A 21,915-nucleotide genomic window follows, 5' to 3' on the forward strand; every position below is an offset into this window, starting at 1 on the left:
AATGTTACGGAAGGAGGGCGAGGGAACCGTCGCCTCCTTCCCATGGGAGGGTTCGAGGGAGGGGTCTCCCTTCCCTCGGGAGGATGTTTGAAGGAGGGGCGCCAGCCCTTCCTTCATGGGAGAGCTGGAGAGGGGCTCACCCCTTTCCAATAGCCGGGAAGGCCGGTCGATCCGGCCGCGCCGGCTCCGCTGACGGTGTGAAGGCGGCAGGCGGCCGAGGCCGCCTGCCGCCCGATCGCTGTCACCAGACGAGACCGTCAATCGCTTCGTAGCGCTCGCGTTCATCGTCCGGCTCTTCGCCCTCGATGGAGAGGTCTGTGGTGAAAGTGTTGAAGTATATGCCCGTCTCGGCGGCGATCTGGCGGGTGATTGCGCACAGGCCGTGCAGGCGGTCGTCGCCTACTTCCTCGCGGGGCGCAGGGAAGTCAGCGAGGAAATGCCACCTTCCGGCGCGGCTGTCGTACCATTCGTTGGTAGACCAGTCGACGTGGACGTCGTTGAGCAAAAGGTCGATGCCATCGGGTTCGCCCCAGTAGTGCGTGAGCTCCTGTCCGGCGCACCAGATCCGCTCGCCCAGATCATCTGCCTCGGGGCCGCTCGGTGCCAGTGCGAGTTCGCGTTCCGCGGCAAGCGCGCCGCGCACAAGATCGACGAGCTGGTCGAGCCGCTCCACGAGCCTGTCGTGTGCTCCGCGGCTGAATTCGTCGTCGCAGCCAAGGCGATTGGCCATCGCCATGAGGCGGAATCCTGCGAACTTCGCGTAAAGTTCGACATAGTGGAAATCAGACATTGTAAGTCTCCTTTCGTTTCTGAGTGCGACCTGGAAAGTCGCGTAAGCCTCTGTTCTAAAAGGAGTATGAGAATATGACTTGATAGAACCGGTTGTTCCATCAACCGTTCCCTACCCGGACGTGCGGAGTTGGCAACGACTCGGTTCGAAGCTCCGGGGACAATGTAGCCACCGGGTCACCGGTACACTGAGCCGTGAGGCGAAGTGGAATCTGCCAGCACAAGGGCGGTGAGGCGCTAGGGATGAGCGGATACGATCAACGTAGGTGAACCTCCGATAAACGTCGTGACGAAAAGCAAGCCAAATGTGCTGAAAGGCTTGGACCAAAAGGTACGCAGCAAGGTGTGGTTCTTTTCAGAGTGAATCACCATGGACATAACGCTGCCGGCGAAGAGGAAGGATCCGACCCGCTCAGAGGCTTATGCGGAACAGGGTAAGCCCGTAACGCTGCCGGAAACGGCAGGCCAACCGCAAGGAACGCTGTTGGCGCTGCGGGTAAAGGAAGGCGGAAAAAGCGAAGGCCCGGCTGTAATCGCCGGGATACGGGCTGCAACATCGCCCGACACGAAAGTGGGCAGACTTCCGCCCGGTCATTGATGGTGAGAGAACATGACAAATCGCTGGGCGAGGAAAAGCAGATGACGGCAATCGATGCGAAAGCAACGAAAGCTGGTGCGTCCTCGCACGGGGCACAGATGTGGGACCAGACAAACTGGTTACAGATCGACGCATCCGTGAAGCGACTTCAGGTGCGTATCGCCAAGGCCACTCGCGAGGCAAGGTGGGGCAAGGTGAAATCCCTGCAACGTCTGCTGACCCGCTCGCACAGCGGTAAAATGCTCGCTGTGAAGCGGGTGACGGAAAATCGTGGTAAGAACACGCCGGGGGTGGACGGAGCGATCTGGTCAACCTCGGCGGCCAGATGGAAGGGAATGACGACGCTACAGCACCGTGGCTATCGAACGATGCCACTGCGCCGCGTCTACATCCCGAAAAGCAACGGCAAGAAGCGCCCGCTCGGGATTCCCTGTATGCGGTGCAGAGCGATGCAAGCCTTATGGAAGCTCGCACTGGAACCCGTAGCAGAGACCCGGGCGGACCCGAACTCCTATGGATTTCGGCCTGAACGCTCGACAGCCGACGCCATCGAACAGTGCTGCATCACACTGGCGAGACGCGTCTCGCCAGTGTGGATTTTGGAAGGGGACATTCGGGGCTGTTTCGATAACATCAGCCACCAATGGCTTCTCCAGCACATCCCGATGGATAAGGGTGTCCTGTCAAAGTGGCTGCGGGCCGGGTATATTGAAGAGGAAACCTTGTTCGAGACCAAAGCCGGGACCCCGCAAGGGGGTGTGATCTCGCCGACGATCGCGAACATGGCACTGGATGGGCTTGAAGCGGCGGTATACGCGAGCGTGGGTTCGACAGAAGCCACGCGCAGACAAGCCAGACTGAATGTCATCCGTTATGCTGATGACTTTGTTATCACCGGCGCTTGCAAAGAAGTGCTGGAACACAAAGTCATGCCAGCAGTCAGAACGTTTCTGGCCGTTCGGGGTCTGGAACTCTCGGAAGAGAAGACCAGAATCACGCATATAGCGGAGGGTTTCGATTTTCTGGGCAAGAATGTACGCAAGTACAACGGCAAGTTCCTAACGAAGCCGTCGAGGAAAAGCATCAAGTCGCTTCTCGGCAAGGCCCGGGAAATCATCAAGGGCAACGCAACTGCCACGCAGGCGTCATTGGTACAGACGCTAAACCCGATCATTCGGGGATGGGCCATGTATCACCGACATAGCGCGGCAAAGACGACCTTCTCTTCGATAGATCATCGCATCTGGCAGATGCTCTGGAAATGGGCATACCGAAGGCATCCCAAGAAAAGAGCGCAATGGGTGAAGGATAGGTACTTCCAGTCCGACGGATACCGGAACTGGGATTTTGGCACGCGAGACGCCAAATATCGGCTCTTTCGGGCAGCAACGGTCTCGATCAAGAGACACGTCAAAATCCGGGGCATGGCGAATCCGTTCGATCCAGAATGGGGGGAATACTTCGCCCATCGTCGAGCCACGAAATCGACCGCAAAGTGGCCCGGTGCCAAACCGTGGTGCTGAATAATGGCTTGAGCCGGATGCGGGGCGATCCGCACGTCCGGTTCTGAGGGGGCGGCGGGGCAGAGATGCCCCGCTGCTACCCGACCGAAAGGTGTCCACGCTGTAGCCCAGAGGGGTCAGGGACCGCGGTACGCGGCCGCCGCGCGGCAAGCGGAGGAGCCGATTTTGTGGCGTCGGCCTCGGGCCGGCGAAAGAAAATTGGAGGGGCCGCGCTGTCCTTGACGCCGGATGGGCTGGCGTAAAATGGACTGTCAGAGAGAGATAGCCCGCGGCCCCGATCAGGGGCCGCGTCCGTATGGGCCGGGGTGGTTTGGAGGGGGTGGTTCACCCCCTTCATGGGTGGGGGAGCAGGAGGGGGCGGGGCGTGCCCTGCCCCTTCCGGGGAGAGTTTGAGAGGGGCGGCCTGCCCCCCTCTCATAAGCAAGGACGAACGGTCGATCCGCTCGCCCTCGCTCATCCTGAACATCGCGACCCTCGGGAAACGCAGGAAAACCCGGCGGCTTGCGCCGCCGGGCCCTGGCCTTTCCGCTCAGAACGGGATGTCGTCGTCGAGATCGCGCTGGCCGGCTCCGTTTTCGCTCTGCTGCGCCCGGCTCAGGAAGTCGACCGTCTCGGCGATGATCTCGCTGCCGTAGCGATCGTTGCCTTCTTGGTCCTTCCACTTCGTGTAGTGGATGCGGCCGCGAACCAGAACCTTCATACCCTTCTCGCAATAATCCTGGATCGTCTTGCCGAGGCCATTGAAGGCGGTGATCCGGTGCCATTCGGTGTCCTGAACCCGGTAGCCCTTGTCGTCCCGGACAACCTTGCCTTCCGAGTAGCGGGGGCGCGAGGTGGCCAGCGTGAAGTGGGTGATCCGGGTGCCGCCCTGGGTGGAGCGGGTTTCGGGGTCCTGACCGATGTTGCCGGCGAGAATGACGATGTTCTGCATTGTAGGTCTCCGTTGCTTCTCGGAGGGACCATCCCTCCGACGAGACCCGGCCAAGGACGGCGGGAGACGCCTGCAACTGCCTGCTTGCGGGCAGCTCGCCCATAAGGCCCGGAGTGGGGCGGGCAGCCGCGCTTGCGCGGCAACACGGTCCGGAGCCGCGTGGGTTGCGGCCGGAAACCGAACGGACTTACGGGATCAGTCAGTCGGAGGGATTGGTGCCTCTGAACGCATACGAACCGAGACGCACAGCCGAACCATCGTCCTCGCCGGCAGCAGCGAAACGGCAGGCCCTATGAGCCTGCGCCGGCCAGGGCGGCGCCTTCGGTCCTCCATTTCCGGCCACCCGCCTCTCCGCTCGCAGAAGCTGTCCGGGACGAGGACGAGAAAGGCTATCGGGCCGAATGGCACGGAATGGCGACGCGTCCGCTTCGATGGCGGAAGGTGCGATCCGACAGAATTGCGAGGGGGTGGGAATGAAGGTGATCGCGGCTTGCTTTCACGGCGCGAAGGGGCTTGACGGGCGGGGCGACAGACGTTCACAGCCTCCGGGACTCATGCCGATAGTCGGGCGATCCCGAGCGACCGGGTGATGCTGACGGGAAACGGCGGCATGGGGCCGCAGCGTCGACGCTCCATGCCTGACCTGAGCGGGAAAGCCGGACATCCGGCGGCGCAAGCCGCCCTGGTTTTCTTGTGGCAGTGATGGTCGCGGTCGACGGGTCAGCGCGAAAACACCGAGACGCCGAGGGCGTTGAGGTTGACCATCGCGGCTATGCCGATGAACAGACCGCCCGCGCCGCCGAGCAGATTGAGCACTATCGTCGAGTCAATCGCGTTCTTTGTGACGCCGAGCACGAGGGCGTATCCCGCAATGGTGGCCGGGATCGCGAAGATCGCCAGCGCGATCAGGCGCAGGGCCGGATTCCTGGCGAAGCCGAGAACCCCGATCACCAGCGCGATCGACAACAAGGCCGCGCCGATGGCGGCAAGACCGGACAGGAAGACCCCGGCGCCGGCACCCCAGGCGTACTGCGCGGCCGAGAGGCCGACCATGAAGGGCAAGGCGTAGATGGCAAAGTTGTAGGCGATGATGCAGAGCGTTATCGTCAGCGAGATAGCCAGCAGGATCAGTGACATCGAAACCTCCAGATGAACGGTTGAAGATCGAGACAGACTACTGGTGATTTGGCTCTGTCTCTGACTGTGCTACTGCGCCGGTTCTGCAAGAGTTCTTCATTAAAGTCATCGACACGGTCGATGGTCAAGTTCGTACATTTGCCAGAACCAGTTGAACGTGTGCGGGCTTTGATGTTTCTTTGCGAAAGACAAGCGAAAACCCTTTTTGGAACGTGCAAATGATATCGCCTGATGGAGTTCCGATTGTTTGCAGTGAGCCCCAGGGAGTGGCTCGCGGCTTGTTCCTTCATTTGCCTGCTTTTGGCCAAAAGAAAGAGGATACAAGGCCGGTTCTCGACCATCTAGCCGAAAAGGGCTTTACGGCGATCGGAATGGATGCATGGCAGCAAGGCGAACGAGGCCGCGAAAGCCGAGACCAGCTCACGACGCGCGTGTTCGGGAATTTCCGGCGGAATATGTGGCCAATTCTCGGACAAACGACACTGGATGTATCTCGGGTGATCGATTGGGGGCTGGCAGAGTTCAATCTAACTGCGCCGGTGTTTGTAAGCGGCCTCTCGCTCGGCGGGGACATCGCGGTCGCCGCTGCTGGTCTTGATTCCCGGATCTCCTTTGTCGTTGCCGTCGGCTCGACGCCAGATTGGAAACGGCCGGGAATGCACGATGTTGTCGACGCAGCGAAACTGCTGGCGTCCGGTGAGGCGGACCTATACGCGCAGTTCTTCTATGATCAGCTCAACCCTTTAACGCATCTGCACCGATATGCGAGGGGCCATGGCTGAACTTCATTTCGTGTGAGTTTGATAATCATATTCCCTTGGATGGTGTGACACGGTTCAAGGCAGCGCTATCGGACGCATATCCACTGGCTGGCGAGCGTATTTCCCTGAAAATGTTACGGGGCCGGCGGCATATGGATTTGCTCGATCTCGATGTCTGGTGGCCGACAGCCTCCGCGCTTATAGATCGCGCTGACAGCTTGGCTTCGTCGGGCAATTCCTGAACGCTGGGCCAATCCGCACTTGGCTGCGAAGAGCCACAATAGTCGGCGAGCAGATCTGTCGTTAACAAGGCGACAGCTTCAGGAACGAAGTGGCGCACCTGGGCAAAGGCGGCGCTTACGCGCCGCCATCGAATTGCATGGTCGGGATGCCGAGCTTGCGGGCCTTGTCCGCGAGGTTTCCCTGAATGCCGCCGCCGCCGAAGACGAGGACGCCGACCGGCAGCACCTCCAGCATCGTGTCGTTGCGCTTGTAGGGAGCCTGTTTCGCCGGATACTTCTCGAAGTCGGGCGTGAAGGCGATCTGCGGCACCTTGCGGTTTTCTGCCCAGCGGGCCGCGATGCGTTCCGCTCCCGTCTTCGCGCCACCGTGGATGAGCACCATGTCGGCGTGCTTCGCACGGACCTGATCGAGCTTGGCCCAGATCAGGGTGTGGTCGTTGAAGTTGGTTCCGCCTGAGACGGCCACCTTCGGACCGGCGGGCAACAGCACCTCCTTCTCAGCCCGGCGCTTCGCGGCAAGGTAGTCTCTGGAGTCGATCATCGCGGCTGTCAGGTTGCGATGGCTGACCTTCGAGCCGGTACGGGGCCGCCAGGCGCTGCCGGTGTGGTGCTCGAAGGCCTCGGCGGAGACATCGCGGAAGAGCTCCATGCTGTTGCGCCGTTCGATCATGGTCTGGCCCTCTGCCGTGAGGCGTTCGAGCTCGACCGACTTCACCTCGCTGCCGTCCTGTTCTTTCTGAAGGCGACGCTGCGCAAGCTCGTTGTCGTCCAGCTCGCGCTCCACCCGGCCGGTGGCGCGGTGGAAGAGATTGACGGCTCCCCAGAGCAGTTCTTCGAGATCGGGTTCGAGGCGCGTGTCGCCGAGCGTGGCGATCAGGGCGTCGAAGATATCGGCGACGGCTGCGGCGACGGCGTTGCCCTCCGGAAGCGGCCTCGGATCGGGTTCGTCCTGATACGGCCGCCAGCCGTAGAGCTGGAGTTCGTTGAGGACATGATCGGTGGGGGACGAGGTGTGGATCGGGTCGTAGCCTGCGGTTTCGTCTTCGTTCGTCATCGTGAGCGTCCTTCGTCTGGAGACCGCGACCATCGCGGCCTTCGCAGGCGTCGACGCCCACAGGCGGGCCGGACTGGCAGCCCTCGTCTCTCGCGAGGGCCTCGATGGCCAAGCCCGGCTATTTTGCTTCGCGATGCAAAGGCGGCGCAGCCGGCGGCGGAAAATAGCCGGGCGCCGCGCCATTGCCCGGCCGGGCCGTTTGTGGGCCGATCGCCCTCTCAGAAGGCCGTGGATGCGGGCTCTCCGACAGCAAAGGCCGCTTGCGATGATGAACCGAGACGGCAGGTGAAGACGCCTGTACCGCCCTCGTCCGCTGCCGATCGCCTCAGCCCTCCACGAAACGGCGGACGTCATCGGGATGAACCTGCTCCAACAGGGTCGCCCGGAGGGCGTCGACGCCGCGCCAGCGCAGATCATCGTTGAAGTCCTCAAGCTTCGGCGACAGGGAAATCGCCTCGATCCCGAGGCTCGCTGCTCTGGCGAGCAGGCTGTCGCGTGCGCCGTCTCCGGCCGGATCGCGATCGCGGAGGACATAGAGCCTGCGGAGCGTCGGCGGAAACAGGATAGCGGCGAGGTGCGCGGCCGAGAGCGCCGCCATCATGGGCATGTGGGGCATGACCTGACGGGGCGACAACACGGTCTCGATGCCCTCGCCGGCTGCCAGCACCTCATCCGCGACGCCGAAGCGGACGCCGTGCCCGAGAAGGTCTCCCATCGCCCGTCGCGGCGAATCGACGGGCGCCTTGCCCGAACCGTCCGGCGAAAGCCAGGTGCGGTGCGCGCCGGTCTGCCTGCCGTTGAGGTCGGTGACGGACGCGACGATCGCCGGCCAGATCTCGGTGGGCGAATGCTCGTCCGGTTTATAGTAGCACCTACCATGGTAGCGCAGCGCGGTGACGCCGGATAGCGACGTGATCGACCGCCCGTTGAGGTAGATTTCCGCAAGGGTGCCGCTGATTGGTTCCGACATGGAGAAGAGCCGCCGGGACGCTTCAGGTGATCCCGACGGCGCCGCACTGGAGATGCTGCCGGTCGGCGTCCTTGTCATCCGCGGCTCGGGATGAGGGAGCGAGAGGAACCGGCGCGCTTCCTCTGCCACGTCCTTGAAGTCGATGAGGCCGAGCGCCTCGCGGATGACATCGAGGAGATCGCCGTGTTCCCCGGTCGATGCGTCGGTCCATTTGCCGGCCGCGCCCTTGCCGGTTTCGGGCCCAGTCAGGCGCACGAACATCGAGCGGCCGGGGCTGTTGCGCGCATCGCCGACCTGCCAGTACCGCCCGGCACGTCGGCCGGACGACAGGTATTGGCGGCAAACCGCTTCGGCGTGATAGCCGAGGCGGATTGCCAGTTCGGAGGCGTCGTGACGGGACATCAGGCGGCCTCCCGCTCGCCGATGCGTTCGACCGGAAAGCGGTCGAGCACTTTGGCAAGCACGACCGGGCCATTCGTGTCGGTCGGCACGAACATGCGCAGCTTCCACGAGATGATCTCGTGGAACAGGCCGTAGGCCGTCAGGCGTTCGCGCATCGTGTCGTCGAAGCCCGAAAGCTCGATGCGGTTCGCGCCCATGACGCGGACGCGGCGAAGCTGAAGGCCCTGGGCGAGGTCGAGGATCGTCCGGCCGTCCATCAGCGCCGTGAAGGCGTCGTCCGACGTGATCGTGGCCGCGCCGGTCGTGGTGGCGGTCGCCGCCCATGCCGGCGAGACTCTGCGACCGATGATGCGCTCGCCCTCGTCTGTCTGGAGCCGGTAGACGCGCGTCGAGTCGTTCGGCAGCCGTTTCCAGATCGGCAATAGCAGTCCTGTGACCATGTGAAGCGTCGCGTCGGTGAACTCCGGCACCTCGGCGATCTCGGCGCTCCAGGCTGAGGCGAAGGTGTTCCGGTCGGTTTCGACCCAATGGGTCTCGCCCATGAAGCGCACCGGGATATTGTGGGCCTCGGTCGGGCGGATCAGGCGGACGCGCCGTTCGACCTCGCCATCATCAAGCATGACGCTGCTCGCCGGGATCTGGACGGCGGCTCGGCCTGAGCGCTCGTTGACGAGCAGCTTTACGCGCGGATCGCCGAGCTCGGCGAGAGCTGCGTCGAGCGTCACCGGCCAGTTGCGCCTGCGCTCGTTGATCGTGAGCAGGCTGGTTTCCGCGCCGGTGCGTGGATGCGTGTAGATCGTCTGGCGATCAACGACGACGAAGCTCTCGGCGCGCAGCGTCTCCAGCCCAGCGTCATAGGTGCCCGACGCGATCGCACCCTCGATACGGGCGGTCAGGAGCTGCTCGAAGGCGGTGAAGAGGATTCCCTGAAGTTCGATCGTGAGAGCGAGCATGCGATTGAGAAACGTCGTGATCGGCGGCAGCTCGTCCTTGATGCCCGTCGAATCCATCAGCTTTAGGCCGGTGGCCCGCTCGAAGCGGTCGAGCGAGCAACCCTCGACCTTGCCGCGCACTAGCAGAAGGTAGAGCTGGCGCAGCGCATCGCGGGCGTAATGGCTTTCCAGATTGTCTTCGGGGCGGAACAGCCCCTGGCCGCCCGTCTGGCGCTGGCCGCGTGTGATCGCGCCCAGCGTGTCGAGGCGGCGGGCGATGGTCGAGAGGAAGCGCTTCTCCGCCTTCACATTGGTCGAGATCGGCCGGAACAGCGGCGGCTGCGCCTGGTTGGTTCGGTGCGTGCGGCCGAGGCCCTGAATGGCGGCGTCCGCCTTCCAGCCTGCCTCGAGCAGATAGTGGATGCGCAGCCGGGTGTTCTTCGCCGACTTCTCCGCATGGTAGCTACGGCCGGTGCCGCCGGCGTCGCTGAACACCAGCACGCGCTTCTGGTCATCCATGAACGCCTGCGTCTCGGCGAGATTGGCGGCTCCTGCGCGCGTCTCGACGACAAGCCGGTCGATGGCGACGCTGCCGCCGGGCTTGCGCACGATACGCCGCGACCGGCCCGTCACCTCCGCAACGGTGTCCGTGCCGAAATACTGGACGAGCTGGTCGAGCGCGCCGGGAACCGGCGGCAGGCTGGCGAGCTTGGCGATCAGCGCGTCGCGGCGGGCAACGGCCTCGCGGCTTTCGACCGGCTGGCCGTCGCGATAGACGGGGCGCGATGACAGATTGCCCTCCGAATCCGTGAACGGCTCGTAGAGCTGGACGGGGAAGGAATGGGCGAGATAATCGAGAACGTACTCGCGCGGAGTGATGTCGACGCGGACGTCGTTCCACTCCTCGGTCGGTAGCTCCGCCAACCGCCGTTCCATCAGCGCCTCGCCGGTCGAGACGATCTGGATAACGGCCGAATGTCCCGCCTCCAGATCGGCGGCGATCGAGCGCAGCAGGGTCGGCGTCTTCATGCTGGTCAGCAAATGGCCGAAGAAGCGCTGCTTGGCGCTTTCGAAGGCCGAGCGCGCGGCGGACTTCGCCTGTTTGTTCAGCGTGCCCGACCCGCCTTCGCCGCCGCCGGTGATGTTGGCCGCCTGCATCGCCGCATCGAGATTGTTATGGATGACGGCGAAGGCCGCGGCATAGGCGTCGTAGATGCGGATCTGCTCGGCCGTCAGCTCATGCTCGACGAGTTCGTATTCGACGCCGGCGAAGGAAAGCGAGCGGGCTGTGTAGAGGCCGAGGGCGCGCAGGTCGCGGGCAAGCACCTCCATCGCCGCGACGCCGCCGGCCTCGATCGCCTCGACGAACTCGGCGCGCGTGGCGAAGGGGAAATCCTCGCCGCCCCACAGGCCAAGCCGCTGGGCATAGGCGAGATTGTGAACGGTGGTCGCGCCGGTGGCGGAGACATAAACGATACGGGCGTCCGGAAGCGCGTTCTGGAGGCGCAGGCCGGCACGGCCTTGCTGCGAGGCGGCGACATCACCGCGTTCTCCCTTACCGCCCGCGGCGTTCTGCATCTGGTGCGCCTCGTCGAAAATCACCACTCCATCGAAGTCGGAGCCCAACCATTCAACGATTTGTTTGACCCGCGAAACCCTCTCTCCGCGGTCGTCGGAGCGCAGCGTGGCGTAGGTTAAAAATAGGACGCCTTCGTTCAGCGCGATCGGCTTGCCCTGCGGGAAACGCGACAACGGCGTGACCAGAAGGCGCTCCATGCCGAGCGCACTCCAATCGCGCTGCGCGTCCTCGATCAGCTTGTCGGATTTGGAGATCCAGACCGCCTTGCGCCGGCCCTGGAGCCAGTTGTCGAGGATGATCGCGGCCGACTCGCGTCCCTTGCCGACGCCGGTGCCGTCCCCGATCATGAAGCCCTGGCGGAGACGGACAGCGCCTTTTGCGTCCTCGGCGGCGGCGGACAGCTTGTCGAAGGTGATGTCGACCGTCCATGCGCCGGGGAGGAAGTCGGCATGCGCCTCGCCGGCATAGATGACGGTTTCGAGCTGGGCGTCCGACAGCAGACCTAGCACGTTCGCCGGCAGGGTCGGGCGATAGCTCGGCTTCGGCGGGGCGACGCTCGCCATCGACGCCGACTGGACGAGCTGGGTTGGATGCGCCGCGGCGCCGGAAATCCGGATGGTCTGTAGGCCGTATTCCTCATAGATCGCGTCGGAGAGGCGTCCGGCCTTGGCGGGCTTCCAGTCAACGGCCTCATAGGCGAGCGGAACGGACTCCGGCTGAGAATGCGTCGCAGCAGATGCCGCCCTGGCCGCCCGGTTGACATAGGCGCGCACGGTCCGGGCCGCGACAGGCGCGGCGACCGGCACAGCGATCGCCGGATCGACCGGCAGGCGCGCCGGGAGATGCTCGGCCAGCCATCCAAGAAGCGTGGCGACATCCGGCGCGACCCCGGGCGCGGCCGGAAAGACGGACGGATCGTCGGCCGGAAGCTTGTCGATGACGGTCAGCCGCGTCGGGATGGTCGTGCCATGCTTGGCGTAGACCGAGCCATCGATAGCGGCGGAAAAGACGACGCGGCCGCGTTCCTGCAGACGGGCATAAGCCGAGGACCAGGCCGGTGCGTCGGGCGCGAAGTTCGCACCGGTGATCGCCACGAGCCTGCCGCCGGGCGCAAGGCGTGACAGCGCCGAGGCGACATGCCGGAAGGCGGCGTCAGCGATGCGTCCCTCGACATTCGCCAACACCGAGAACGGCGGGTTCATGAGAACGACGGTCGGGAGGAGAGCCGGATCAAGGTGATCGTCGATCTGGGCTGCGTCGAAGCGCGTGATGGAAAGGGCCGGAAAGAGGAGGGAGAGAAGATCGGCGCGGGTGTCGGCAAGCTCGTTGAGCAGGAGCGAGCCCCCGGCGATCTCGGCCAGAATGGCGAGAAGCCCGGTGCCGGCCGAGGGCTCCAGCACGCGGTCGGCGGGCGCGATCGCCGCGGCGACCGACGTCGCCAGGCCGAGCGGGATTGGCGTCGAGAACTGCTGGAAGCTCTGCGCCACGTCGGAACGGCGCGTGTGCGTCGGCACCAGCCCGACGATCTTGGAGAGTTGCGACAGGATCGCTTGCGGAGAGCCGGCTTTGCGGAAAAGCGGCTTTCCGTATTTGCGCAGCATGAGGACGGTCGCGACCTCGCATGCCTCGTAGGCCGTTTTCCAGTCCCACGCGCCGGCGGTGTCGGAAGCGCCGAATGCGGATTCCATCGCGCCGCGCAGCACGGCGGCGTTGATAGGCTGACCGCGTTCGAGGTGAGGCAGAAGAAGCTGTGCGGCCGCGACGATCGCCGATGCCGTGCCGGAAGCGACGACGGGCGGAAGCGATGCGGCGATCTCGGCGGCCGCGGTTGCGGATAAAACGTTCATGATGGGGAACCTCGGGAGAGCGGACGGGATCGAGCCGCGCAGCGCTCTCTCTCGACCGCAATGGCTCAAACCCGTCCCGGCCCCACTCTCGCTCTCGTCGCAAAAGGCACGTCGCCGAAGACCACCGATCGCCGCCGGCGGTTTCCGGCCGTCACCTCGTGCTGGCGACGGCTTTGATCTATTGTTTAGAGGAAAGAATATCGGGCGAATTCGACTTCGCAGGTCGAAAACCGAGCCCGCTATATTGGAGAGAGTAAGCTCGTGACCAAGTCACTTCTCCCGCGAGCGCCAAGGTTCTATTGGCTTGTCATCCTCGCGTTCGCCGCTTCGATAATCGCTTCAAGTTTGCCGGATTTCGGGTCGGAGCATTGGTCGATCTCGATCGCAGTCCGGGGCTGTGTCATCGCGGTTGCCGCCGTTCTCGCGGCGCTGTCAGAAATCTGGGACATTGCGCCTTCCGTCATCATCAAAGCGGAAGCCCGCTACCAGAACCGTCAGGCGCGAGAGGTCTACACGATCCCCGTCGTTTTCGGCGCGGCGCCAACGCGTGTTCCGGGGATATCGCGCCTGCGCGTGACGCGGACGGATGACAATCTGGCGATCCGGCCGTGGGCGCTGCGCTTCGAATACGCTGTGGATGGGCGCAAGGGTGAGTGGTAGCGCGGCCCCAACGACCCGCCAGGCGAGCCAACGCGACGATGGCAGGAGCGTCCCGGCTTGGAGACGGGACGCTCGAAAGCGTCATCCGAAGCGACGGCCGGCTTCGGTGAAGGTATATTCGTTCGCGATGATGGTCTCCTCGACGGACTCGTCCGAGGTCAGGTATTCGTATTCGCGTTCGAGCTGCCGGTAGAGCCAGTCAGCGAGATCGCGCAGCGCCTCGGTCACGATCTCCCCGGCATCGGCGGTCATGCCCTGCCAGGTCGGACTGTCGCGCTCGACGGAGATCGCCATGCAATAGGCGTGATAGTAGTGGCCACGGTGGCTGACATCAGCGTGGAGCTGATAGAAATTGCGTCGCTGGACGGTCTGCAAACCGTCGGCGATGGCATGCAGGCGGTCGTCCTTCGGGGCATGGCCCCGGATATCGCGCGAGGCGTTCTTCCTGTAGGAATAGAACGCCTCAAAGCAGGCGCCGTCCCCTTGCGACCAGAAGCCGGTGAAGTAGATGCGTCGCTGCTGCCGGGTTCCGCCGCCCATCAGCCGGACGGCGCGGGCTTTAAGGCGAACGCCGAGAATTTCGCAAATCTGCTCGAAATCATCGAAGATGGTAGCGTACCAGTCATAGTCGAAGCCGCCCTCTCGATACCATGCTCGGGCGTTCTCCCTGGCGGCGTCGGATAGCTCGGCAAGCTGGTAGACCGTCGTCTCGATCACCTTACTCATCGGGATCGCCTCCGCCGAGGACCCGGGCAAGCCAGCCATCGGTGTAGGTCCATGCGATCGTCTTGCCGGTGTTGAGATCGACTACATGCGCGCCGCCGCCGAAGGCGTCGACACGCGGCTGCGAGCAGGAGTTGGCGTACTGGAAGCCCCAGCGGCCTTTCAGGCCAAACTCCGCGGCGCAGATCCTGACGAACTGAAGGAGGTTCCGGATCGCCGGTGACGTCGTCGCGCATCCAGAGCTTGCTGCCGCCGTGCTCGGGCTGGATTGACAAGAGGAAGCCGTCCGAGGGCGGATCTTCGGATGCGCCGTCTTCGGAAAGCTGATTGTAAAGCGCAAGCGTGCGGGCGGCATTGTCGGGTGTGCCGACGTCCAGCAGGCATGAGAAATGGGTGAAGTGGTCGGCCATGTCGGGCTCCTGAAAACGAGAAAGCCCGGCGCGACGGCCGGGCGATGGTCGATGGATACGGTGGTGTCGTGGTCAGAGGCGGAAGTGCGTCACAATTCGCTGAGCCTCGGCGTGGTGGCCTAGCATCTCGCGATAGAAGCGCTTTCGCGCCTCCCGCTTGTGGGGATCGTTCCAGGCTGAGCGGGACAGCTTGCGCCGCGCCGCCCGGATGACGGCGCGGTCGCTGTCCCAGACCAGAATGTCGAGACGAAGATAGGTCGCGTACACCGGCGCCTCCTAGACCTTGAAGCGTCGGCGCAGCTCGTCGATCTCGTGAAGTTCGAGGCCGGCGTGCGCGCCGTTGTTGGTGAGGTCGTCCATGAACACCGGATCGAGCGGCCCATTGATAAGAGCAAGCTGAAGGGTGGAAAGACCGGCGAGCACGGCGTCGCGCTCGCGGGCCGTCATGGTGATGGTTTGAAACGCTTCGACGGTCTCGCGCGGTTCGAGCAGGCGCACGCCGCTGTGCTCGTCGATTTCGTAATCGTCGAACTCCTGCACGTCGCCGGTGGCGAGCCATTCGCCATCGTAGTGAACACTTTTGGCGAGGCTTCGCGCCTCTTCGGACGTGTCGGCCTCAACGACGGTTTCGTAATAGACGAAGGCATCGTGGCCTTTGCGGACGACAAATTTCGGCATGGGGATACTCCTTGAATGAACGTGCCAGGCGCGCTGGCCGGGCTGGATTGGGAAACCGGGGGCCGGCGTCACGCCGCCCTCAGCAGCGCGGCCCGCACCGTCTGCCGCCAGTCGGCATGGACAAGCCGGCCCTCAAGGATGCTGGCGCGGAAGCGCAGGTCCTGGGCGGAAGCGGCATTGTCCCGGCGCGCCTCGGCCGACGCTTCCCCACGCAGCGTGCTGGCCTTCGCGACGACGAGGCGCGCTTCGCCATCCGAAGCAACGGGATCGCACCAACGAACGCTGCGATGCGAAGGCTCCCCAGCGAGGACCTGGCATTGTTCGCCGTCGATAACGACGAACAGTCGAGGCTTGAACGTCATGGCGTCGCCTTCGCCGGTCTCGAGGTGATCGCGGCCGGAGAGGCGTTCGACGCAGGCGATCGCGTCGTCGAGGGAACTGCACTGGCCGAGATCGACCGTCCTGATCAGGGTGCAGGAATCGAGATCCGGATTGTTCCCGGCATAGCGGGCCTCACCGAGGCAGGTTATTCGCAGCGGAAGCTTTCGGGCAGCGGTGAGCGCCGCGACTGCGGGAAAGGTTCTCGCGCCGAGGGTGGCAATGCTGAAGCTGTTCATCGTGAAGTCTCCGTGACAGGCGGCGGAAGCCTCTCTCCCGCCCATCATCCCGTCACGGTCAACCGACACCCCTCTCCCTCTATCGCTCTCGAATGGCGGCCGTGGCCGGCATGAAAAAAGCGCCCCGCCAGGAAGACGGGGCGCTCGATGTCCCTCAATCGATTGCCTGATAGATCGCCGATGCTTCGGGATGTCCGTCCAGATAGTCATGGAGGCGATGATAGCCTTCGGCGAGATGATCGGATTCGTACTGGATGGAGAGGTGCGACAGGACGAACAGGGTCGCGATGATGCCCGCGGCTTCCGCGGAGACCTCGCCACGGAACTCGGTGATCCCGCTTTCGATCCGCATGCGCTTGCGGGACGTAGGCGCGAGGAACAGCGGCCGGCCCCGGAGCTCGAAGAAATCCCAGAAACCGCCGCCATAGTCATAAGGACTGAGCCGCTCCATGAAATGATAGACGGCATTCTCCGCGATTATGAGGTGCCGCAGGCCGAACAGGGTCGGCAGGAAGTTTTCGCGACGATCGTCCGGTACAAGGGTCGCAAGTGGGCGTGCGCTGGTCTGGAGCGTCATGGCCTGGTTCTCCTGAGAGAGGATGGAGACAGGTCCGGTCAGCGCTCTCTCTTCGCCGGCCCGAAACCAGCCAGGCCCGTCCGCTCTCTTCCTCTTTCACATGCGCCAGAGCCCCTGCGCGATTTCGCGTGCGAGCATGGCGTGAGCATTGGTCATCACGTCGCTGCCGCTGGTTTCGGGGTGATCGAAGAACCGCGCGGCTGGACCGTTCTCGATCCAGTCGGCGTAGTAGCACCAGGACCGATCCTGAAGCCGGAAAGCTGCCATATCAGCAGCCCAATGCGGCTTCGGCTCGACGACGACGGTGACGCCATTGCGGGTTTCGGGCCACGGCAGCGAGCGCTGCGAGGGAGGGCAGCGCAGGTCCGCCGCGAGTATCTCTTCGACGGTGATCATGCCGCAGCCCCCTCGACCGGCGTTGTGATGAAGCCGTTCGGATCGTCGGGATCGGGCGGAAGGTAAGCATCGTAGGGGTTGCCATCGGCGAGATGGCCGAACGGCGTCATGACGATATCGCCGCCCTCTGCGCGGCCCACGGCGCAGAGGACGTAGCGGCGCTCACGGGCGGCGGCGTCCAGGCACTCCATGAGTGCGAGATTACCGTCGCCGGCGGCGCGCAGCAGCGTGTTGAAGTTGGTGCGGACGGGGTCGGGAATGGCCACGATATTCTCCTGAAACGAAAATGGCCCGCCGTCCTTCGACGGCGGGCCAGGTGGATGGGGCATGGGATGGTCAGGCGGCAGCCCGACCCTCGACGACATCGGCGCCGATCTCGTCGGCGGTGACCTCTTCGAGACGGGCGCGGCTGTATCCGGTCTTCGCAAGCCAGAGCTCAGCCGCGTCGCGGTTCTCGGCGAGGTGAAGGAGCTCGGCGTTTTCGCCGACATCCTGCACGACACGCACCTGCCCGAGCTTGGGGCGCTCGATCACGCGGAAGGTCAGGTCGCTGTCGATGCCGTAGGTCCGCATGATCGTGACGAGGATGATGCCGCTCTCGCCGAAGTCGCCTTCATGGAGTGTGAAGCATGGCGGCGTCGAATAGGTCGGCCGCTCACGGGCCGGCTCCTTGCGCACGAGGCGGCCCACGCCGTTACGACGCTCCCATGCCGCGAGCTTCTTTGTGAAGCGAGCTGGCGGCTTGGGCGCGCCGTCGGAATAGGCGACCAGCGAACCGAGCGGGGCGAGGTCGAAGATGAGAGAAGCGGACATGAACGAGGTCTCCTGAAACGAAAACGGCCCGGCGGGATGCCGGGCCTTGGAGTGGAAGGGGAAGGAAAGCGAGGCGGCCGAGGCCGCCACGCATGCGGACTACTCGGCGGCGACGAGCACCGCCGGATCGTCGCTGGTGTCGGCTTCGGCCGCCTCGTCGTCCCCCGCGAGGAATTCCGGCAGAGCAACGTCGTCCTCATCGGAATCCACGAGGCTCTCGACGGCCGGTTCCTCGGCGAGAACGCGAAGCGGCTCCGGCAGCCAGCCGGAGTCGGCCAGGAGACGTTCGGCCTCCCGCGCCATGTCGGCCTTTCTCAGATGGTCGATCAGGCGGGCCTTCTCCTCGCCAAGCGCCTCGCGAACGGCCTCGAGGATGCGGGGCTTTGTCACGCGGCCGAGGTAGTTCGTGACGGTCGGGCGGAAACCGGCTTCCGCCATGTCGAGGCCGGTGACGCGGGCAAGGCGGTCGGCTTCGGCCATGCGGTTCCGAAGGTCGTGTTCGGAAATGCCGGTGGCACTGTGCGGATTCGGCCGCTCGTAGAGCGCGTTGATGCCGAACGAGACGCAATGGGCGAGGAGCGCCATGCGGCTGTCGTGATCAAGCACGTCCAGCCAATCCCACAGAGCATCATCGTCGGCCGGCAGGTCCGCCTTCCATCCGGCATGCCGCTCGGCGACCGACTTCGCATAGGGGCTGTTTTTGAGATCGATGCCCTGTTCGCGGAAGTAGACCTCCTGAACCTCGACCTGAATGGTCGCGCCTCTCGGAGACCGCTTGAAGCGGTCGCTTACGAGACGATGGAGCAGCGCCGTCATGGCGATGTGCGGATTTGCGGCCACGGCATCGCTCAGCGCAACGGTGCGGTGTGCCGTCAGTTCGGCGACGAGCTTTTCGGGAAGAGGCCTGATCATGTCCTCTTCCTCGTCGGGCTCGAGGGGCTGACCGCCGACCGTGATCACGGCGTGCTGGACATCGGACGTGGTCACGCCGTCGGCATCCCCGTCGCCCTCGATCTCCGGCGTTTCGCCCTCGACGGACGCGGTCGGCTCGTCCTCGGGACGGACCCAGCCGCGATCGACCACGAGCTCGCCATCCTCATCGACAGTGACGAAGACGCCGGCGATGGCGATCTCGGCGGGGTCGTAGATAACCCGGCGACGCTCGAAGGCCTCGATCTGCTTTTCAAGCTCCGCAAGACGATAGTCGATTTCGCGCGGCAGTTCGTCGACCGCATGATATTTGTCTTCGAGGTCGGCGTGTTCGTCGCGCAGCGCCAGGAAGGCCGCATTTTCTTCCTCGGTCAAATCATCGATTTCGCCCGGGATGGGTCGCAGCCCATACTGATGGCCGTATGGAAGATAGAGGTCAGCCGAGACCCACTTCCAGCCTTCGGCGGCCAGCGCCTCAGCGACCCCTTTAAGCTTTTCGGCGACGAGGCGATCGAGAAGCGGCACATCGTCGAGCCAGCCGTCTTCCTCATCGTCGAACAGGTAACGCGGCAGAACGGACCCGCCGGCCGCCACATAGGTGTCGAGGCCGATGAAGAGCACCCGCTTGTCGGATGCGGGAACGCTGGTCTCGGTCAGCATGTTGCGAATGCGCCAGGGCTCGCGATGGTGGGATTGCCGGACGGCGTCCCAGACCTGTTCCTGCCGTGCGTGATCCGGGTGCGCGGTGAACGCCTCGAGCATCGCCAGCGTCATGCCGTTCTCTGCATAGACGGCGTGGAGCGTGGGCGAGACCTTCGCAAGTGCAAGGCGCTGATCCACATAGCGCTCCGTGGTGAAATAAGCACTCGCGACCTCGGCGTTGGTCATGCCTCCGTCGACCATGCGCTTGAATGCCTTGAACTGGTCGAGCGGATGAAGCGCGAGCCGGAACGTGTTCTCGGCGAGCGAGTCGTCGATGGCCGATGTCTTGGCGTTGGCTTTCTTGACGATGCAGGGAACCAGACCATCGGCGGGGAAGCGGCCCTTCTCCACCAGCCGGGCGATGACGCGGAAACGGCGGCCGCCGGCCGGCGTCTCGAAATCTCCGGTTTCGTTGCCGTCGGCATCGAGAATAGCGCGGACGTTGATGCCCTGGATCAGATCCTCGCGTCGTTCGACGTCATAGGCGAGATCGTCGAGACCGGCTTCGACATCGGTTTCGCGCACATTGTCGTGGGACAAACGGATGCGGTTGAAGGGAATGTCGCGCGCCCGCGAGAACTCGATCAGTTCGATGGCGGGCTTCTTCTTGGCTCGGGCCATGGTGGCTACTCCGTGACGGGCGCCGAGAGCCTCTCTCTCAGCCCTAAACCCGTCATAAATCCCCATCCCCCCTCTTCCTCTCCGGCGGCTGCGGCGGGCTCGGTGTGAGGTGGCCGCCACCTTCCCTGGCCTGGATCCTGCGCGCGGCACGACGGATGACGACAAGGCGCGTATCGGCGGCCTGTGCGATCCGCTCTATTGTTGACAGCTCCGCATCCGAGCACTCCCCCATCACCTCGATCTCGACGAAGTTGCCGCCCCTGTCGACGTTGGAGACGCTTGGGCGGTGGCTGTAGGAGACGTAGAAGCTTTCGTGGCGCTCAATCGGTCGGACACGCGACCGCAGGAAAATGATGCCTGAGCCGAGATTGCCGCAGAACAGCAGCTCGTCGGCCGGTGTGGTCTTCGCGCCGTTGCCTTTCTGTCTGCGGCCGATCTGGCGGAAGGCCTGGTCGAACGTCGCCGGGTCGCGCGTGATCCGCGCCTCGAGGGCCTCATGGAATATCCATGGTGGCCGCCAGGGGTTTAGCTTCCCGACCGCGATTTGATGGAGGAAATCGGCGAAGCTCGCCGGATCGGCCGGATACGGGCAGGTCCGCCAGATTTCGCGGACCCGCGCGCGCAGCGTGTCCGGCAGCGCGAAGAGGCGAGCACGGCCCTTGCGCCACCAGGCAGCCCGTTGACGGCGGCGCTCGCGTTCGGCCTCGTTCCACCAGACAGCTCGACGGGCCATCTCCTCGTCGACGGAGAGCTGACCGGCGGCGATCTCGTCGGCGAAAAGCGGCAGCGCCTCGCGTTGGAGGCGCTGCTTACGGAGAAATGCCGCGCGTTTACGCGACGTGTCTCCATAGGGCTCGGACCGATGCCAGCGACGAAAACGCATCACGCCGCCCTTCTGTCGATCGCGCCGGCGGCCGGAGCCTCGGTCTCGGGAAGGAAGGACAAGATCCAGTCGGCCGCTTTGCTGGCCTGCGAGGCGGCGCGGACAATGGCGCGATTGTCCTCGCGCAGCACCTCCAGCCACGAACCGATATAGTCGGCGTGTCGTACTGTCGGCACGATGCCCAGCGAGGCGCAGCAAAAGGCGGAGCTCATCTCGGCCACCAGCTCCTCGAACGCATACTTCTTGCTTCCAAAGGAGCCGGAGAGATCGCGGTTCAGCCGGCTGTGGTGGCCGCTGGCATGGCCGATCTCGTGGAGCGCGGTCCTGTGCCAGTTGATCGGATCGAAATAGGCTTGCGGCGGTGGCACGGCCACGTAGTCGAGCGCGGGCATGTAGAAGGCCCGATCGCCGCCGATGCGGAAGTCGATGGCGGTCGCTTTGATGAGAGCGTCGACCGTCGGTTCGATCAGGCCAGGCGGCGGGAGCGGCGCGGCAACGATGATGTCGTCGGGCAGGCCCTCGCATTGCGCCGTGTTGAACACGGTGAACCGCTTGAGAAAGGGGATGGCCTGGGCTTCCTCGCCGGTTTCGCGCGCCCGCCGCTTTTCATCCTCGGGGATGAAGCGGTCTGCATAGACGACGGTGGTGCCGTGCTCGCCCTTGCGGACATTTCCGCCGAGCGCTGCCGCCTGACGGTATGTGAGCCAGCCCTGACCGGGGAAGCCATGCTGTACGACTGCGCCCCAGAGGATGAGGATGTTGATGCCGCTATAGGCGCGGCCGGTGCTGGCATTGTTCGGAAGCCCGAGCGGGGCTCTGGCTGCGGCCTTGCCCCAGGGCTGCACCCACGGGAAGCGCCCGGCCTCGAGGTCGGCGATGATCTTGTCGGTGATTTCGTCATAGAGGTTCGTCCGGTCGGAGCCGGTGCGAGGGGTGCGGTCATGTCTGGACATCGCGGTTCTCCGCGACGGGCGCCGGGAGCCTCTCTCCCAGCTTTCAACCCGTCACGGCTAACCCAGTCCGCACTCTGACTCTCGGGGGCGTTGCGGGGTCTCCCCGCAGAAGGGGGTGTGCCGGCGACTTCGGCGCCGGCCAGGGGGAAGACTTCCCCCAAAGTTCTATCGGATCGTAAACCCGGGA

At 64.3% G+C, this 21,915-nt stretch carries 20 protein-coding genes and 1 pseudogene; 3 read left to right on the plus strand and 18 right to left on the minus strand.

Features of this window, described 5'->3' with window-relative positions; all coding sequences use genetic code 11:
* Positions 1 to 241: 241 nt before the first annotated feature.
* A complete protein-coding gene (locus ABMA32_RS21555) occupies positions 242 to 790 on the minus strand; it encodes a hypothetical protein (RefSeq protein ID WP_242220539.1) in 549 nt (182 codons plus the stop codon).
* Between the two features lie 638 nt (positions 791 to 1,428).
* Here ABMA32_RS21555 and ltrA point away from each other — a divergent pair.
* Positions 1,429 to 2,910, plus strand: a complete 1,482-nt coding sequence (gene ltrA, locus ABMA32_RS21560) for a group II intron reverse transcriptase/maturase (protein WP_349015799.1) — start codon at positions 1,429 to 1,431, stop codon at positions 2,908 to 2,910.
* Positions 2,911 to 3,439: 529 nt separating this feature from the next.
* On the opposite strand, the gene ABMA32_RS21565 is transcribed toward ltrA, so the two are convergent.
* Together ABMA32_RS21565 and ABMA32_RS21570 are read right to left on the minus strand one after the other, a co-directional pair.
* The gene (locus tag ABMA32_RS21565) at positions 3,440 to 3,841 is read right to left on the minus strand and encodes a single-stranded DNA-binding protein (RefSeq protein ID WP_349015800.1); all 402 of its coding nucleotides are present in this window, start codon (positions 3,839 to 3,841) and stop codon (positions 3,440 to 3,442) included.
* Positions 3,842 to 4,561: 720 nt separating this feature from the next.
* On the minus strand, positions 4,562 to 4,978 hold the full coding sequence (locus ABMA32_RS21570) for a hypothetical protein (RefSeq protein WP_349015801.1): 417 nt from the start codon (positions 4,976 to 4,978) through the stop codon (positions 4,562 to 4,564).
* 278 nt (positions 4,979 to 5,256) lie between these two features.
* Here ABMA32_RS21570 and ABMA32_RS21575 point away from each other — a divergent pair, with 278 nt between their 5' ends.
* Positions 5,257 to 5,760, plus strand: a complete 504-nt coding sequence (locus ABMA32_RS21575) for an alpha/beta fold hydrolase (protein WP_349015802.1) — start codon at positions 5,257 to 5,259, stop codon at positions 5,758 to 5,760.
* Between the two features lie 336 nt (positions 5,761 to 6,096).
* Here the strand turns inward: ABMA32_RS21575 and ABMA32_RS21580 are convergent, their stop codons facing one another.
* The 3 genes from ABMA32_RS21580 to ABMA32_RS21590 all read right to left on the minus strand — a co-directional run bounded on the left by ABMA32_RS21580 (position 6,097) and on the right by ABMA32_RS21590 (position 12,765).
* Positions 6,097 to 7,035 (minus strand): DUF2493 domain-containing protein, encoded by a 939-nt coding sequence (locus tag ABMA32_RS21580; RefSeq protein WP_349015803.1) that lies wholly within the window; start codon positions 7,033 to 7,035, stop codon positions 6,097 to 6,099.
* Positions 7,036 to 7,360: 325 nt separating this feature from the next.
* Positions 7,361 to 8,407, minus strand: coding sequence for a DUF7146 domain-containing protein (locus tag ABMA32_RS21585; protein ID WP_349015804.1), 1,047 nt, complete (start codon positions 8,405 to 8,407; stop codon positions 7,361 to 7,363).
* Complete coding sequence (locus ABMA32_RS21590) at positions 8,407 to 12,765, minus strand: strawberry notch-like NTP hydrolase domain-containing protein (RefSeq protein ID WP_349015805.1); 4,359 nt, start codon at positions 12,763 to 12,765, stop codon at positions 8,407 to 8,409. The genes ABMA32_RS21585 and ABMA32_RS21590 overlap by 1 nt, the downstream gene beginning before the upstream one ends.
* Positions 12,766 to 13,026: 261 nt before the next feature.
* On the opposite strand from ABMA32_RS21590, the gene ABMA32_RS21595 reads away from it, so the two are divergent.
* Complete coding sequence (locus ABMA32_RS21595; RefSeq protein WP_349015806.1) at positions 13,027 to 13,425, plus strand: hypothetical protein; 399 nt, start codon at positions 13,027 to 13,029, stop codon at positions 13,423 to 13,425.
* An 81-nt stretch (positions 13,426 to 13,506) separates the two neighbouring features.
* Here ABMA32_RS21595 and ABMA32_RS21600 read toward each other — a convergent pair whose 3' ends face one another.
* From ABMA32_RS21600 to ABMA32_RS21655, 12 genes and pseudogenes are all read right to left on the minus strand, one after another.
* On the minus strand, positions 13,507 to 14,151 hold the full coding sequence (locus ABMA32_RS21600; protein WP_349015807.1) for an antitoxin of toxin-antitoxin stability system: 645 nt from the start codon (positions 14,149 to 14,151) through the stop codon (positions 13,507 to 13,509).
* Positions 14,144 to 14,558, minus strand: a pseudogene (locus ABMA32_RS21605) (hypothetical protein). The gene ABMA32_RS21600 and the pseudogene ABMA32_RS21605 overlap by 8 nt, the downstream one beginning before the upstream one ends.
* Positions 14,559 to 14,630: 72 nt before the next feature.
* Positions 14,631 to 14,825, minus strand: coding sequence for a hypothetical protein (locus tag ABMA32_RS21610; protein WP_349015808.1), 195 nt, complete (start codon positions 14,823 to 14,825; stop codon positions 14,631 to 14,633).
* A 9-nt stretch (positions 14,826 to 14,834) separates the two neighbouring features.
* A complete protein-coding gene (locus ABMA32_RS21615) occupies positions 14,835 to 15,236 on the minus strand; it encodes a hypothetical protein (RefSeq protein WP_349015809.1) in 402 nt (133 codons plus the stop codon).
* Positions 15,237 to 15,304: 68 nt separating this feature from the next.
* Complete coding sequence (locus tag ABMA32_RS21620) at positions 15,305 to 15,853, minus strand: hypothetical protein (RefSeq protein WP_349015810.1); 549 nt, start codon at positions 15,851 to 15,853, stop codon at positions 15,305 to 15,307.
* Between the two features lie 154 nt (positions 15,854 to 16,007).
* The gene (locus tag ABMA32_RS21625; RefSeq protein WP_349015811.1) at positions 16,008 to 16,430 is read right to left on the minus strand and encodes an antirestriction protein; all 423 of its coding nucleotides are present in this window, start codon (positions 16,428 to 16,430) and stop codon (positions 16,008 to 16,010) included.
* Positions 16,431 to 16,526: 96 nt separating this feature from the next.
* A complete protein-coding gene (locus tag ABMA32_RS21630) occupies positions 16,527 to 16,826 on the minus strand; it encodes a hypothetical protein (RefSeq protein WP_349015812.1) in 300 nt (99 codons plus the stop codon).
* On the minus strand, positions 16,823 to 17,092 hold the full coding sequence (locus ABMA32_RS21635; protein WP_349015813.1) for a DUF6117 family protein: 270 nt from the start codon (positions 17,090 to 17,092) through the stop codon (positions 16,823 to 16,825). The genes ABMA32_RS21630 and ABMA32_RS21635 overlap by 4 nt, the downstream gene beginning before the upstream one ends.
* Before the next feature lie 70 nt (positions 17,093 to 17,162).
* Positions 17,163 to 17,639: a hypothetical protein gene (locus ABMA32_RS21640; RefSeq protein ID WP_349015814.1), complete on the minus strand. Its 477-nt coding sequence runs from the start codon at positions 17,637 to 17,639 to the stop codon at positions 17,163 to 17,165.
* Between the two features lie 99 nt (positions 17,640 to 17,738).
* A complete protein-coding gene (locus ABMA32_RS21645) occupies positions 17,739 to 19,892 on the minus strand; it encodes a ParB/RepB/Spo0J family partition protein (RefSeq protein ID WP_349015815.1) in 2,154 nt (717 codons plus the stop codon).
* 52 nt (positions 19,893 to 19,944) lie between these two features.
* A complete protein-coding gene (locus ABMA32_RS21650; RefSeq protein WP_349015977.1) occupies positions 19,945 to 20,775 on the minus strand; it encodes a hypothetical protein in 831 nt (276 codons plus the stop codon).
* The gene (locus ABMA32_RS21655; protein WP_349015816.1) at positions 20,775 to 21,728 is read right to left on the minus strand and encodes an ArdC family protein; all 954 of its coding nucleotides are present in this window, start codon (positions 21,726 to 21,728) and stop codon (positions 20,775 to 20,777) included. The genes ABMA32_RS21650 and ABMA32_RS21655 overlap by 1 nt, the downstream gene beginning before the upstream one ends.
* Positions 21,729 to 21,915: the final 187 nt, after the last annotated feature.

The organism is Mesorhizobium quangtriensis (genome assembly GCF_040081925.1).
Lineage (GTDB): Bacteria > Pseudomonadota > Alphaproteobacteria > Rhizobiales > Rhizobiaceae > Mesorhizobium_K > Mesorhizobium_K quangtriensis.